Annotated in this window: 11 protein-coding genes and 1 pseudogene; 4 read left to right on the forward strand and 8 right to left on the reverse strand. The window is 59.8% G+C overall.

All coding sequences use genetic code 11. The features are described 5' to 3' along the window. The 4 genes and pseudogenes from EP867_RS17690 to EP867_RS17705 all read right to left on the reverse strand — a co-directional run. A pseudogene (locus EP867_RS17690) lies at positions 1 to 249 on the reverse strand (IS3 family transposase); the annotation flags it as partial. A gap of 144 nt (positions 250 to 393) precedes the next feature. Next, positions 394 to 705 carry a DUF4387 domain-containing protein gene (locus tag EP867_RS17695; RefSeq protein ID WP_128490791.1) on the reverse strand — a complete coding sequence of 104 codons (312 nt, stop codon included), beginning with the start codon at positions 703 to 705 and terminating at the stop codon, positions 394 to 396. Between the two features lie 2 nt (positions 706 to 707). Further along, positions 708 to 2,069 (reverse strand): acyclic terpene utilization AtuA family protein, encoded by a 1,362-nt coding sequence (locus EP867_RS17700; RefSeq protein ID WP_206616370.1) that lies wholly within the window; start codon positions 2,067 to 2,069, stop codon positions 708 to 710. A gap of 64 nt (positions 2,070 to 2,133) precedes the next feature. After that, complete coding sequence (locus EP867_RS17705) at positions 2,134 to 3,489, reverse strand: LLM class flavin-dependent oxidoreductase (RefSeq protein ID WP_128490792.1); 1,356 nt, start codon at positions 3,487 to 3,489, stop codon at positions 2,134 to 2,136. A gap of 188 nt (positions 3,490 to 3,677) precedes the next feature. On the opposite strand from EP867_RS17705, the gene EP867_RS17710 reads away from it, so the two are divergent. Next, positions 3,678 to 4,706 (forward strand): LacI family DNA-binding transcriptional regulator, encoded by a 1,029-nt coding sequence (locus EP867_RS17710; RefSeq protein ID WP_128490793.1) that lies wholly within the window; start codon positions 3,678 to 3,680, stop codon positions 4,704 to 4,706. 82 nt (positions 4,707 to 4,788) lie between these two features. Here the strand turns inward: EP867_RS17710 and EP867_RS17715 are convergent, their stop codons facing one another. From EP867_RS17715 to EP867_RS17725, 3 genes are all read right to left on the reverse strand, one after another. Beyond that, positions 4,789 to 6,063, reverse strand: a complete 1,275-nt coding sequence (locus EP867_RS17715; protein ID WP_128490794.1) for a TRAP transporter large permease — start codon at positions 6,061 to 6,063, stop codon at positions 4,789 to 4,791. 11 nt (positions 6,064 to 6,074) lie between these two features. Beyond that, the gene (locus EP867_RS17720; protein WP_128490795.1) at positions 6,075 to 6,620 is read right to left on the reverse strand and encodes a TRAP transporter small permease subunit; all 546 of its coding nucleotides are present in this window, start codon (positions 6,618 to 6,620) and stop codon (positions 6,075 to 6,077) included. Positions 6,621 to 6,686: 66 nt separating this feature from the next. Continuing rightward, positions 6,687 to 7,754: a TRAP transporter substrate-binding protein gene (locus EP867_RS17725; protein WP_128490796.1), complete on the reverse strand. Its 1,068-nt coding sequence runs from the start codon at positions 7,752 to 7,754 to the stop codon at positions 6,687 to 6,689. Positions 7,755 to 8,193: 439 nt separating this feature from the next. Between EP867_RS17725 and EP867_RS17730 the strand changes: the two genes are divergently transcribed. Beyond that, positions 8,194 to 9,360 (forward strand): iron-containing alcohol dehydrogenase, encoded by a 1,167-nt coding sequence (locus EP867_RS17730; protein ID WP_128490797.1) that lies wholly within the window; start codon positions 8,194 to 8,196, stop codon positions 9,358 to 9,360. A gap of 243 nt (positions 9,361 to 9,603) precedes the next feature. Further along, positions 9,604 to 10,095, forward strand: a complete 492-nt coding sequence (locus EP867_RS17735) for a flavin reductase family protein (protein WP_128490798.1) — start codon at positions 9,604 to 9,606, stop codon at positions 10,093 to 10,095. 255 nt (positions 10,096 to 10,350) lie between these two features. On the opposite strand, the gene EP867_RS17740 is transcribed toward EP867_RS17735, so the two are convergent. After that, positions 10,351 to 11,100, reverse strand: coding sequence for an IclR family transcriptional regulator (locus EP867_RS17740; protein WP_128490799.1), 750 nt, complete (start codon positions 11,098 to 11,100; stop codon positions 10,351 to 10,353). Positions 11,101 to 11,286: 186 nt separating this feature from the next. Here EP867_RS17740 and EP867_RS17745 point away from each other — a divergent pair, with 186 nt between their 5' ends. Further along, complete coding sequence (locus tag EP867_RS17745) at positions 11,287 to 12,687, forward strand: NAD-dependent succinate-semialdehyde dehydrogenase (protein WP_241656961.1); 1,401 nt, start codon at positions 11,287 to 11,289, stop codon at positions 12,685 to 12,687. Positions 12,688 to 12,836: the final 149 nt, after the last annotated feature.

Genomic DNA, 12,836 nt, shown 5'->3' on the forward strand with positions numbered 1-12,836 from the left:
CATTGTCCAGGAAACGCAGCGGCCGTGGCTGGCGTAATGTGCCAGCGCAGCCTGCTTCTGAGCCTCCGAGAACTTTGACTGTCGTGGTGCCGAGCGCGCGGGCAGATCCTGCTGCCGCTCGTATTCGAGATACCAGCCCTTCAGCGCATTCCTGCTCGGATATCCCAGCTCGCGAATTGTGGCGTGTGAGCGTTTGCCGCGCTTGATGTAAAGGGCAACCGCCCTCATCCGCTCTTCGTATGAATACATGAACTATCTCCTCGATAGTCCAACTTTTCGTCCGCACCCCCAATGGGTCAGTTCTAAGCGGCAATCTACAGCGCTTACGCAAAGCGACACACTTACCAGAGGAGATGCCCTGCCCCATATGTTATCAGGGACAGGGCCATGCTCTTATAGTGGGATATCAACCGTCAGCATCGGTGCGTGCTGCTGCGCGCCATAGACATCCGTATCGCCGATATCGCCCGCAGAGATCGCACGCGGGAAGGTCATCTTGAAGGCTGAGGCGGTGTCATAGGGCGTGAACAGCACCTTCGCCGGGTCCACGTTGTAAAGCGCGCCCACCAGTTCTGCGTTCAAAACGCCGGTGGCTTTCACCTTCTGATACAGCTCATGATCTTCAAACAACACGTCGACGGTGACCGAAAACGGGCCCGCGTTTTTGCTTTTGCAGATCTGCGCAATGTCTTTGATCAGTGCCATGATTATACCATCTCATATTCGATCGGGAACATCGCGCAGGGGTCCTGCACCGCCACGGTGTGGAACACGCTGAAGCGGTACATAGCGCCCATGTCGATGTCGGACGGGCTGAAGGGGAAGGCCATGTTGCCCTCTTTGCACAGACGTCCGGGGAAGTCGGCATGCAGCATCGAGGTCCGCGCCATCGCCAGAACCGCATTGGCGGTGTCCTGATCCTGGGCCACGACCTCGACCACGAAGGACAGCTCATGGCCGCGGATTTCCGTCACCGGCTCACGCGGGCCCATGACGCCGTTCTTGCCGTAGCAGTGAACATGCATCGAATAGGCATCGCGCGGCACGCCGAAGGATTCGGCCTTCATCTGCACCTTGGCGCGATGGGTCTCAAGGTAGCTGTCGATCTGGCTGATCAGCACCGGATCGCGGGTTGCGCAGATGGTGATTGCGCGGTAGCCGACCTTTTCGACGCCTTCGAGCTTGATGGTATATTGCTCGGCCGGGGTCCAGGTCATGCCATCGACCTTCACCGCACGGTCGCTGACCGGGATGAAGCGGCAAGCGCTGGTGTCCAGCAAACCGCCCGGTTCGACATGGTGGATCGGGCTGGAGTTTTCGTGCAGCGCGAAGTTGGCCACCGCCAGCGGGGTTGAGCGGCGGATCGGGTTCGGCGGCTCGCAGACGACATGGTCATTGCGCACGCGCAGGAAGATGCAGTCCGGCTCTTTCGGGACGGTCGGCTCGGCGCCGCATTCCAGCATCTTACCAGCATACCAAGACGGCGCAGGGGCCATGCCTGCGCGGATCGCAGGACCGGCCCACTGCGCCGGGTCACTGCTGCGGCCCGCAAGGATCACCTGCGCACCGTTGTCGAGCGCCTTCATGAAAGGCTCAGGGCCCATCATGCCGACCACCCGTTCAGCCCGCGCGATGCGCTCAGCGTCCAGCGGCGGCAGGCCCGCCAGCGGGCGCGTCAGCCCGGCATTGGCCCAGGACAGCAGATCGTCCTTGGGCTGTTCGGAATGGATCAGCGCCATTTTGAACGACAAATTGTCTTCGCGTGCGATTTCACGCACCAGTTCGGCAGTGGCCTGCAGGTGCGGCTCGCCGCCCGCGCCGCCGGAGGTGCCGATGATGCACGGAATACCCGCCGCAGTCGCCGCCTGCAGCATCAGACGCAGGTCGCGCTTAACCGACAGACGCGAGGTGAACGACTTGCCCGAGCCCAGATAATAAGGGCCGGGATCGGTGCTACCGCCGTCACAACCGATAACATGCGGCTCCCACGACATGCCGATCCTGAGCGATTCCTCGGCATATCCGTAGCCGAGAATGCCGCTCGTCGACAACATTCTGAATTCTTCCATCCTTCACTCCGTTCAGTCTCGCAGCGCGTAAGCGGCGCGTTTATCTCTCAGGGGGGGGGGGCGCTTACGCGTCCCCCAAGTGGCCCGGAATCGGCAGGCCCAGGTTTTCGCGCAGCGTCGTGCCGGCGTAGTCTTTCTGATAGACCCCGCGGCGCTGCAGTTCGGGCACCACGAAGCGCACGAAGTCTTCATAGGCGCCAGGCGTGTGGGTCGCAGCCAGCACAAAGCCGTCACAGGCGCGGCTGTTGAACCATTCTTCCATCTGATCAGCCACGTCCGAGGGCGTGCCGCAGAAGATCGGGAATTCGCCGATGGTGCCGCGGGCGGAATACTTCACAAAGTCACCGACCGTCGGATTGGCCTTGCCGCTGAGGGTGATCACCCGTTCGCGGAAGCCGCCCCAAGACAGAGCTTTGAGTTCAGCGTCAGTGAACTCGCTATCCATCCCCTTGGTTGCGAAGTCGAAATTCAGCGCCTCGGAGAGCAGGGCGACAGCGTCGATCGGCTTGGCGAGCTGGCGGATATATTCGCGCTTCTCTTCGGCCATTTCACGGGTTTCTGCCACGCAGACGTAGCAGGCAGGGCAGATCGCAACCTGTTCGGGGTCACGTCCGGCGGCAGCCACTTCTGCCTTCACAGCAGCGTATTGGGTCTGGCCGACCTCTTTGTTGGGATAGACCACAAAGATCAGATCGCCCCAGCGGCCTGCGAACTGACGCCCGCGCCCGCTTTGACCGGCCTGGATCAGCACCGGATGCCCCTGGGGTGACGGCGGCACCGGCAGCGGTCCGCGCGCGCTGAAATACTTGCCGCTGAAGTTGAGCGGATGAACCTTTTTGGGGTCCGCAAACGCGCCGCTCTGCTTGTCAACGATCAGCGCATCGTGGTCCCAGCTTTTCCACAGACCAAGGACGACTTCCATGAATTCATCTGCGCGCTCATACCGTTCGTTATGGTCCAGATGGGCGGCGCGGCCGAAGTTGGCAGCTTCTGAATTGTTGAGCGAGGTCACCACATTCCAGGCGGCGCGGCCCTTTGTCATCAAATCCAGGGTGCCGAACAGACGCGCAACGTGGAAGGGCTCATAATAGGTGGTCGAATAGGTGACCCCAAGGCCGATGTGGCTCGTCACCATGCCGATCGCGGTGACGATCGTGGCGGGGTCCATTTTCACCACGCGCACGCCGTTGGCGACGGCCTCTTCGTGGCTTTGACCGTAGATATCGGGCATCGCCAGACGGTCATCGAAGAAGGCCAGATGGAACTTGCCTTCTTCCAGGACGCGGCCGATGCGCTGGAAATATTCCGGGGTCAGAAAGTCGGTCGCGGCGGCCGGGTGGCGCCATGAGCCGGGCGCGATCGAGCAGTTCTGGGCCTGCATGAAACCGACCATTTTCATCTGGCGGGGCTTATTCACCATATCCGTCATATCCTCATGAAGAGCTAGCGTTCGAACGCAGCGCAAATCAATGCAAACGTGTGCGCACTTTCTTGCAATAAGTGGCTTTTGAACGGCCGTGTCAAGCACTATATCCAGACATACAGGGCGTATTTTTTGCCTGACGGCCAGGCTTCGCCCCGAAAGGCGGGCCGCACAGGGAGCGGCGCATGACGCAAGAGGACGGAGCGGCCGCGAGGCCACGCAGAGTAACAGTTGTCACGCTGTCCAAGCTGGCCGGGGTTGCCCCGTCGACCATCACGCGCGCGCTGAAGGGAGATCCTCGTATCTCTCCGAAAACACGGGAAAAAATTTCGGCGCTCGCGAAGGAATATGGCTACACGCCCAATGCCCTGGCGCGAACGTTGTCCTCGGGGCGCAGCGGGCTCTACGGGATTGTGCTAGGGCCGGAAAGCAACCCGCTTTACAGCCATATCCTGCACGCCGCGATGGATGAGGCGGAAAGCATCGGCTGCCGCTTGTTGATGTTGCACATTGGCATGGAGCAGATGGACGAAAAAACCGCCGAGGCCTTGCTGCAATACCAAGTGGACGGCTGCCTTATCACATCGGCGGCGATCGGTTCGAGGGCGGCGGACATCTGCCGGGAAAATAATGTGCCGCTGGTGATGGTTAACCGTGTGGCAGAGCGTCATGGCAGCTTCGTCAGCTGCGACAACCGCGCCGGGGCCGGGCTTCTGGCGAAGCATCTGCTTCAGACCGGGCGGCGCAAATTTGCTGTGATCCGCCCGCCGCAGACCAGCTCCACCGCGCGAGACCGCGAAAATGGCTTTACCGAGGTGCTGGCGGACGCCGGCATCGCCGGCGTGATGCGGCTGAACTATGCGTCCGGCTGGGACGAAGGTTATGCGGCAGGCGGCGTTCTGGCTGGGATGCTCGAAGGAGAGCAGCCGGACGCTGTTTTTGCGCTCAGCGATATTCTGGCGATGGGTGTGATTGACGGACTTCGCGCAGCCGGGATTCGCGTGCCACAGGATATTGCGGTGGTTGGCTTTGACGGGTTGCCGGAATCCCAACGCCCGACCTATCAGCTGACCACGGTCGAGCAACCAATTCGCATGATGATCAACCGCGCCTTCAAACTTCTGGAAGCACGCACCAAGGACTATTTCCTGCCCGATGAACAGGTGAGCCTTGGCGGACGTCTGCTGATTGGGAAGTCATCGCAATTGACGTAATGAGCCCGCCCCCCGTCTGACGTAAAGCTTGCCACCGGGTAACCGGTGGCAAGCTTACTTTTAATGACATTTCTCAGGCTCTTTAAATGCGCGTCAGGTAAAGAACGATCGACGGGAAATACCAGATGATTACCACCGCCAGCAGCATAATCAGCGCGTAAGGCAGCGTCCCCAGCATGACGTCTTTCAGGTTACTTTTCGCAACTGATTGTATAACGAACAGGTTCATACCAACCGGCGGCGACAGCAGTGCCAGCTCGATCATGATGACAAAGTAAATGCCAAACCAGATCGGATCAATTCCGTGCATTTTAAGCGCAGGCATCAGAACCGGCAGAACAATCAGAATCATCGCTACACCTTCCAGCGCCAGACCCAGCAGGATCAACACAACCGTCACAACGATAATGAATGCTCCGGTGGTTTCGATATTCGCGGTGATCCAGCCCGAAATCTCATAGGGAATCCGATACAGGGTGATCGCCTTGCCAAAGATATTAGCCCCGGCGATAATCAACAGCAGGTTCGCGGTCGTCAAACCGGCGGATCGAATGGAATCCGTCAGATCTTTCAGCGGAATTCCGCCACGCATCCCGTAAATATAAAGCATCGTCAGGCAAAGTCCGACCGAGGCCGATTCCGTCGGCGTAAACGCCCCGGAATAGATGCCCCCAATCATTACGCCCGCAATGGCGACAATTGGGAATGCTTCCAGGGACAGCCGGCGACGATCATCCCAGCTGATTGTGGCTTGTTCCGTCGGGGGCGCACCACCGGTGAATGAGCGGATGAAGCACCAGCAAAGGAACATGCCAATCAGCAACACGCCCGGGCCGACGCCCGCAAGGAACATCTTGGCGGTCGAGACATGCGCAACTTCGGCGTAGATAATCAGCGGAATGGACGGCGGGATCAGAATTCCCAGCGTCGCTCCGGCCGCCAGCGTTCCCATAACGAAGCGTTTTTCATAGCCACGACGCAACATCTCGGGGATCGCGACTGTGCCGATCATTGCGGCTACCGCAACCGAAGAGCCCGAAATCGCCGCGAAAAGTCCGCAGCTTAGGATCGCCGCGACAGCAACACCCCCGCGCATGCCGCCCACCCACGCCTGAACGGCATCGAACAGCACCTTTGCAACGCCCGAGCGCAGCAGGATTTGCGAGGTCAGCAGAAAGACCGGCACCGCAAGCATGGTGAAGCTGTTGACGGAGGCAAGGAATTCCTGCGGCAAGCCCGCAAGCGGAAGTCCTTTAAACCACATCAGCGCCGTGGCCATTGCGGTGAGGGCCAGACCAACGGGAATGCCACCGAAAAGCAGAGCGAGAAGCCCTGCGATAATAAGAAGGCTCATCATTAATGTGGCTCTCAGTGCTCGGGCTGGACGTCAGGCTTACGCCGTTTGCCGGTAAAGAGAATGTAGATGCTCTCGGCGACTGTTTGAAACAGTACCAGTCCAAAACCTAAGCACAAAGGAAGATAGAAAATCCAATAAGGCACGCGCAGCGGCGTTGCGGTCGCCCGGCCAATTCGGATCGCATCTAGGAACATCGACACGCTATACCACAGCAGAATTGCAGCTGTGAAGGAAAGTAGAAGGAAATTGATGAGCTCAAAGATTGTCTTTCCGCGATCTCCAAAGGCGCCGGTGATCAGCGTAATGGTGATCAGCTGCCGTTCGGAAATGCACGCGGCAAACAGCAGGAACGTCGCCCAGACCATTCCGATGCGCGCGCTCTCTTCGACCCAATGTGTCGGGGCGTTAAAAAAGTATCGCATAACGACTTCATATGCGACGATTACGCCAATGCCAAAATAAATCCATCCAGCGAAGTTACCAAAAATGCGAACCGGCAACTCGATATATCTGAATAGATGATCGGCAAATGAAACCCTGCTGTCAGATGCGCTCATTTAAGTCCTCATATCCACCGAAGTTAACGGCCGAAGGTTTTTACGACCATCCGGCCGTTCCTCAAATTACTGCGCGTCTTTCGCCAGGTCATAGACAGCGCGGCTCAGGGCATCGCCATCTTTGAGGAATTTTTCTGCCATCTGGGGCGTGGCATTGCGCCAGGCGTCTTTCTCTTCTTCCGTCAGCTGAACCACTGTCATTTTATCATCCAGCGACTGGTAAAGCGTTTGCTGGGAATTGAAGACTTCGTCCATCAGCAGGGGTTCAAGCTCGGCGCCGACTTCGCTGAAAATGCGGCGATCGTCTTCTGAGAGCGACTGCCAGTTGGTTTCGCTCATCAGCGCAAAATGGGTTTCCCACATATGATCTGTATTGATTGCATATTTTGCGACGTCATAAAGCTGACGGTCCTGGATCGAGAACCAGCCGGTGAAGCCCGCATCGACCATGCCCTGCTGCAGGGCCAGGAATTGCTCGCCGCCGCTGGTGACGACCGGCGCGGCGCCGACCTCTTCGACAAACTGGCTGACGATGGACCCGAAAGTCCGGATCTTCATCCCTTTGACGTCCTGAGGAAGGCGCACTTCTTTGTCGCGCGCGACCATTCCGATATAGCCGTAAGGAATCCAGAACACCGGTCGCGCGCCAGTATCAGCTAGGCCCTTTTCCAGTTCGGTGCGCAGCGGGGCGCCCGATTTGACTGTTTTTTCAATTTTTTCGCGGGTGTCGAACAGGAAGGGCACAGCGAAGATATTGAACGCCGGCACTGTCCCTGCAACGATCGAGGCCGAAGCGATGCCTATGTCAGCCATGCCCGAGGCAACGGCCTGCTCCATCTGCTGATCCGTTGCCAGCGATTGCGCCGGATAGATCTCAAACTTGATGCGACCTTCGGTGCGTTCTGTGACCTTCTCAGCAAATTTAGCAATGCTTACCGTGAGATAGTGCTGATCCGGAACGCTGGTTGCGATCCGCATGACGCGCTCATCCGCCAGCGCCGAGGTTGCCATAAGTCCGGCCATCACGGCCAGAGCTGTCGTCCGATATACCGATGACATCTGAAATTCTCCCAAAGTTTCCAATGCACTATCCTCATCATTCTTGGCATGGCCAAGAATGATCCCCCACCGCATGCAAACGTATGCGCATAAATACGTTTACTGTGCGAATTTATTGCATGTCAAGTAGACCAAAGATCGGAACTTCCCTGCAGCCGGACAGGCTACCAGGGATTCTCCCTCTGTCAGACAAGAAAGGCGGTGTTTTCAGGCCTGCTCGCGCGCAGACGCCAGTGACACTCACGCTCAAACTGCGGATGAGCCCAAAAAAATCATCGCCAAAACACGGGGATCGCATATTTGCGTTGACGGGATAAGCTGCCATATGAGAAACGAGTGTATGCGCAATCGATTGCGCATACACTCGGAATTATAAAGCCGTATCCGGGAGAATTCACAGGTCCGGGCCTGATCCGCGGCGCGGTCAGGCAGCCGCCCGGGCTGGGGTGTCAGGCCCATGCCGATCCCCGCCTGTGACCAATCTCAGCGGAAGACCCGGTCTGTGGAGAGTCTAATGACGTCAGGATTTCAGCCCTTCTCGTTCAACACGCCTTCGTCGCTGCTGATGGAATGGGGCGCGGCGGCCCGGCTGGGCGAGCTGCTGTCGGCCGGGTTTGAGGCAAAGAACCTGCTGATCGTTACGGACAAATTTCTCAATAACAGCGGGCTGCTTGCCCCGGCGCTGCAGTCGTTGTCGGCGCATGGCTTCCGCGTCAAGGTCTTTGATGATGTCACGGCGGACCCGGCGGAAAACCTGGTAACTGACTGCGTGGCGCTTGCGAAACAGGCGGGCGTTGACATCGTCGTGGGCTTTGGCGGCGGCTCGTCGATGGATGTGGCCAAGCTGGTGGCGGTGCTTTTGCGTAACGATCAGCCGCTGGCAGAGCTTTATGGCATCGATCGTGTGCGGGGCGAGCGTATGCCGCTGATCCAGATCCCCACCACCGCTGGGACCGGGTCTGAGGTCACAAATATCACGATCCTCACCACTGGTGAGACGACCAAGATGGGGATCGTCTCGGACCGGCTTTACGCCGATCGGGTGCTGCTCGACGCGGAACTGACCTGTGGCCTGCCGGCGCTGCAGACCGCTGCGACCGGGATTGATGCAATGGTACACGCCATTGAGGCTTTTACCAGCCGGCTGCGGAAAAACCCACTGTCGGATCTGCTGGCCAAAGAAGCGCTGCGGCTGATGGCGGGCAATCTGCTGGAGGCCTGCCGCGACGGGAAAAACCGTCCCGCGCGTGAGGCGATGCTGCTGGGGGCGACGCTCGCCGGTCAGGCGTTTTCCAACAGCCCCGTGGCGGCGGTTCATGCCCTGGCCTATCCGCTGGGCGGGTTCTATCACCTGCCGCATGGCCTGACCAACGCGCTGATGCTGGCGCCCGTGCTGCGCTATAACCTGCGCGCCGCCGCTTCACTTTACGCAGAGCTGGGGGAGGTGATTGACCTCCCCGCTAGCGGCAGCGTGCCAGAACGAGCGGCGGCCTTTGCAGGCTTCATGCAGAATCTCCTGGTGCGGTCGGGTGCGCCGGCCCGCCTGCGCGACGTGGGCGTTGCCCGCGAAGATCTGCCAAAGCTCGCCGCGGCAGCCATGCTGCAAACGCGGCTGCTGCAAAACAACCCTGTCCCGGTGACCGAGGCTGACGCCCTGGCTTTGTATCAGGAAGCCTACTGAGGCGGGCCGAATCGTCTGCCCCGGAATCGGGCAGGTCAGAACTCACCACACTCATCCCCCTGCGCGGGGGCTGACACTCCCGACGACCATCTTCAAACCGACGCCGCATGCCAGGGTGGAGTTGACCTGCTAGGGAACTTCCGTTCCACCTTGGTCTGCTTGGGTGTTTGTCGAGGGTCACCATGAACTGTGGCGGCTGACATACAGGGCGCCGCCTAAAAAAGCTGCCTCAGGAGCTAACTTATGAACAGCAGTAGCGAGAATATAGCCGTCGACCTGCGCGGCTTCGCATCGCGTTTGCCTGCAGGCGTCGCCGTGATCTCAACCTGCGATGAGATCGGTTGGATAACCGGCACGACGATGACTGCGGTGATGTCACTGTCGCTGGACCCGCCGCTCTTTGCCGTGAGCCTGGCCAACGACTCGCAGACTCTTGATGTCATTCGGAAAAGCGGGGTGTTTTGCATCAATCTTCTCGCAGAAGATCAGCAGGACGTCGCAAACACCTGTGCGCGTAAGGCTGACGACAAGTTCGCATCGCTGAAAACCACAGACAGTGTGACGGGCGCACCCTGTCTCTCCGGCACGGCCGCCATCGCAGAATGCAGGCTCCATTCTGAATTTGTTGCAGGCGATCACACGATCCTGGCGGGCGAGTTGGTGCGCACAGTTATTGAGACGAAAGCGCCGCTGCTGTATCACGCGGGCCGTTATTCTACGCTTGCGCAAAACTAAGGGTAAGGCGGCGCTGGCTCACACATCGATAAGAGAACCAAAACCTGCTCGCGACGCGGCTTCATCCGCAGACTTGGCTTTCGAGACGGATCGGCACGATAAAGCCCGAACTCCTTTTTGCGACGTCCAGGCCGCGTGTTGTAACCTCCGCCATGGCTGCCTCTCAAAATGGATTTCGGGGGGTGCTGATATCATCCACGTCACGCGGGATGGAAAACGTGCTGTGACATGGGGATGGCGCACATAAAGGCGGCGTCACTGTCGCATGGCCAGGGCAAGATCGTGGATCAGCCGCCCCAGGCTTTCACGCCGGGCGGGCTGCGCCTCGGCACTGGTGAGTGACAGGGCAATCCCGGCGACCGGACGCCCGTCGCCGTCAGGGATCGCGGCGCCAAGGCAAACCATGCCTTCGCGGATTTCACCGTCGTCAATCGCGTAGCCACGCGCCTGCACTTCTGCCAGTTGCGCCTTCAGCGCCGCGGGGTCGCGCAGGCTGAACGGGGTAAAGGGCGCAGGCCAGGCCCCGGATACCAGAGCTTCAGCCTCTGTCCAGGGCAGGCAGGCGAGCATGGCTTTCCCGGTGGCTGACAGCACCGCCGGGAGCTGCATTCCGACCTGGAAGGTAAAGCCAAGGGGCCGGTTCGCGTTGCGGCAATCGAGGTAGACCACATTCGGGCCCCGCAGCGTCGAGAGCGTCAGCGTATAGGGGGCGAGACGTTCCTCCCGGGCCGGAAGTCGCTGAAATTCAGTGACGAGAGAGGATTGCTTCAGATAAGCGCCGCTCCAGCGCAGGCAGTGCGCCGTCAGGCAGTAACCCCGGGCATCCGCGTGCAGAACGCCTGCCTCGGCCAGAGTTTCACAGATACCAAAGACCGAACTTTTGGGCAGGCCGAGCCGGCGGGCCATTTCGGAGACGCCCAACGCGCCGCCGGCATCGGCCAGCAGGTCGAGGATTTCGATGGCGCGGCCTGCGGCGGGGGCGCGGCGGGGCTGAGGGTCGGTCATGGCACCTCCGGCAGCAGGGCACAGGTTACGGCGCCGGGCATTGACAGAGGGCCCCGGCTGACGGATATATGTTCCATATATCAAACGATGTTCCCTATATGGAACAATGATTTTTCTGTCAAGACCCGGAAGGATTGCGCCTTGCTGACCCTGAACGATCCCACTCTGCTGAAAGACTCCTGCCTGATGGACGGGCAATGGGTGCAGGCAGCCTCGGGCGCATGCCTTGAGGTGACCAACCCGGCCACAGGCGCGGTGACGGGTTATGTCCCGGTCATGAGCCCGGAGGAAATTCCCGCAGTCATCGCGGCATCAGCCCGGGCCCAAGGGCAGTGGGCCGCACTTGCCGCGAAAGACCGCAGCGCCGTATTGCGCCGCTGGTTCGATCTGATGGTCGCCCATGCCGATGACCTTGCGCTGATCATGACCTCTGAGCAGGGAAAGCCGCTTGCAGAGGCGCGCGGTGAGATCCTTTACGCCGCCTCTTTCGTCGAGTGGTTCGCCGAAGAAGCCAAACGCCTCTATGGTGACACCATTCCCGCGCCGAAAGCCAATCAGCGCATCACCGTGCTGCGCCAGCCGATCGGTGTCACAGCGGCGATCACGCCCTGGAATTTCCCCGCCGCCATGATTACCCGCAAAGCCGCGCCTGCGCTGGCGGCGGGCTGCTCAATGATCCTGCGCCCGGCCGATCTGACGCCGCTGACCGCGCTCGCTCTGGGTGAACTTGCTCAGCGTGCCGGCCTGCCCGCGGGGGTCCTGCAGATTGTCACCGGCCGCGCCTCAGCCATCGGGCGCGTTCTGACCGACAGCCCCGTGGTGCGCAAACTCTCGTTCACCGGTTCGACGGAGGTCGGGCGGCTGCTGATGGCGCAATGCGCCGATACGATTAAGAAAGTCAGCCTTGAACTTGGCGGCAATGCGCCTTTCATCGTCTTTGATGATGCCGATCTGGATGCGGCGGTCGAAGGGGCCATGGTGTCAAAGTTCCGCAATGCCGGACAGACCTGTGTCTGCGCGAACCGCATTCTGGTGCAGTCAGGGGTTTATGATGAATTTGCCCGCCGTCTGGCCCTGCGGGTTGCGGCGCTGCAGGTGGGCGACGGGACCGCAGCGGGGACGGACATCGGCCCGATGATCGAGGCAAAGGCCATCGCCAAGGTCGAAGAGCATATCAGTGACGCGCTGGCCAAAGGCGCGCGGCTGATCCAGGGCGGGCGGCATATGGGCGGTCTCTTTTTTGAACCCGCCGTCCTGACGGAGGTGACAACTCAGATGAAGGTGGCTCAGGAAGAAACCTTCGGCCCCATGGCACCGCTTTTCCGGTTTGAAACCGAAGAGGAGGCGCTGGCCATGGCCAATGACACGATCTATGGGCTTGCGGCCTATTTCTACACTCGAGACCACGCCCGCATGGTGCGCGTTTCGGAAGGGCTCGAATATGGCATGGTCGGCCATAACACCGGGCTGATCTCCAACGAGGTTGCCCCCTTTGGCGGTGTCAAACAGTCGGGGCTCGGCCGCGAAGGATCAAAATACGGGATCGAGGACTATCTGGAGCTGAAATATATCTGCAGCACGATCTGAGGAGTGTCAGCGCCGCCCGGCAGCAAATCCGGGTGGCCCCGGACAGGGTTTCAGTCGCGCGCGAAACCGCGCCAGAGCAGTTTGATCGGCATTGCCAAGTTGTTGTGTCGTGAAGCCCCTGCTACAGGATTTCGAATGAAAATGCCATC

It is taken from the genome of Falsigemmobacter intermedius (genome assembly GCF_004054105.1).
In the GTDB taxonomy this organism is placed as follows: domain Bacteria; phylum Pseudomonadota; class Alphaproteobacteria; order Rhodobacterales; family Rhodobacteraceae; genus Wagnerdoeblera; species Wagnerdoeblera intermedia.

What these genes read in the sequence shown, in the direction of transcription:
- EP867_RS17715 (WP_128490794.1), bottom strand. Translation starts at nt 6,063, where the DNA reads ATGATGAGCCTTCTTATTATCGCAGGGCTTCTCGCTCTGCTTTTCGGT.
- EP867_RS17720 (WP_128490795.1), bottom strand. Translation starts at nt 6,620, where the DNA reads ATGAGCGCATCTGACAGCAGGGTTTCATTTGCCGATCATCTATTCAGA.
- EP867_RS17710 (WP_128490793.1), top strand. Translation starts at nt 3,678, where the DNA reads ATGACGCAAGAGGACGGAGCGGCCGCGAGGCCACGCAGAGTAACAGTT.
- EP867_RS17745 (WP_241656961.1), top strand. Translation starts at nt 11,287, where the DNA reads ATGGACGGGCAATGGGTGCAGGCAGCCTCGGGCGCATGCCTTGAGGTG.
- EP867_RS17725 (WP_128490796.1), bottom strand. Translation starts at nt 7,754, where the DNA reads ATGCGGTGGGGGATCATTCTTGGCCATGCCAAGAATGATGAGGATAGT.
- EP867_RS17695 (WP_128490791.1), bottom strand. Translation starts at nt 705, where the DNA reads ATGGCACTGATCAAAGACATTGCGCAGATCTGCAAAAGCAAAAACGCG.
- EP867_RS17700 (WP_206616370.1), bottom strand. Translation starts at nt 2,069, where the DNA reads ATGGAAGAATTCAGAATGTTGTCGACGAGCGGCATTCTCGGCTACGGA.
- EP867_RS17735 (WP_128490798.1), top strand. Translation starts at nt 9,604, where the DNA reads ATGAACAGCAGTAGCGAGAATATAGCCGTCGACCTGCGCGGCTTCGCA.
- EP867_RS17740 (WP_128490799.1), bottom strand. Translation starts at nt 11,100, where the DNA reads ATGACCGACCCTCAGCCCCGCCGCGCCCCCGCCGCAGGCCGCGCCATC.
- EP867_RS17705 (WP_128490792.1), bottom strand. Translation starts at nt 3,489, where the DNA reads ATGGTGAATAAGCCCCGCCAGATGAAAATGGTCGGTTTCATGCAGGCC.
- EP867_RS17730 (WP_128490797.1), top strand. Translation starts at nt 8,194, where the DNA reads ATGACGTCAGGATTTCAGCCCTTCTCGTTCAACACGCCTTCGTCGCTG.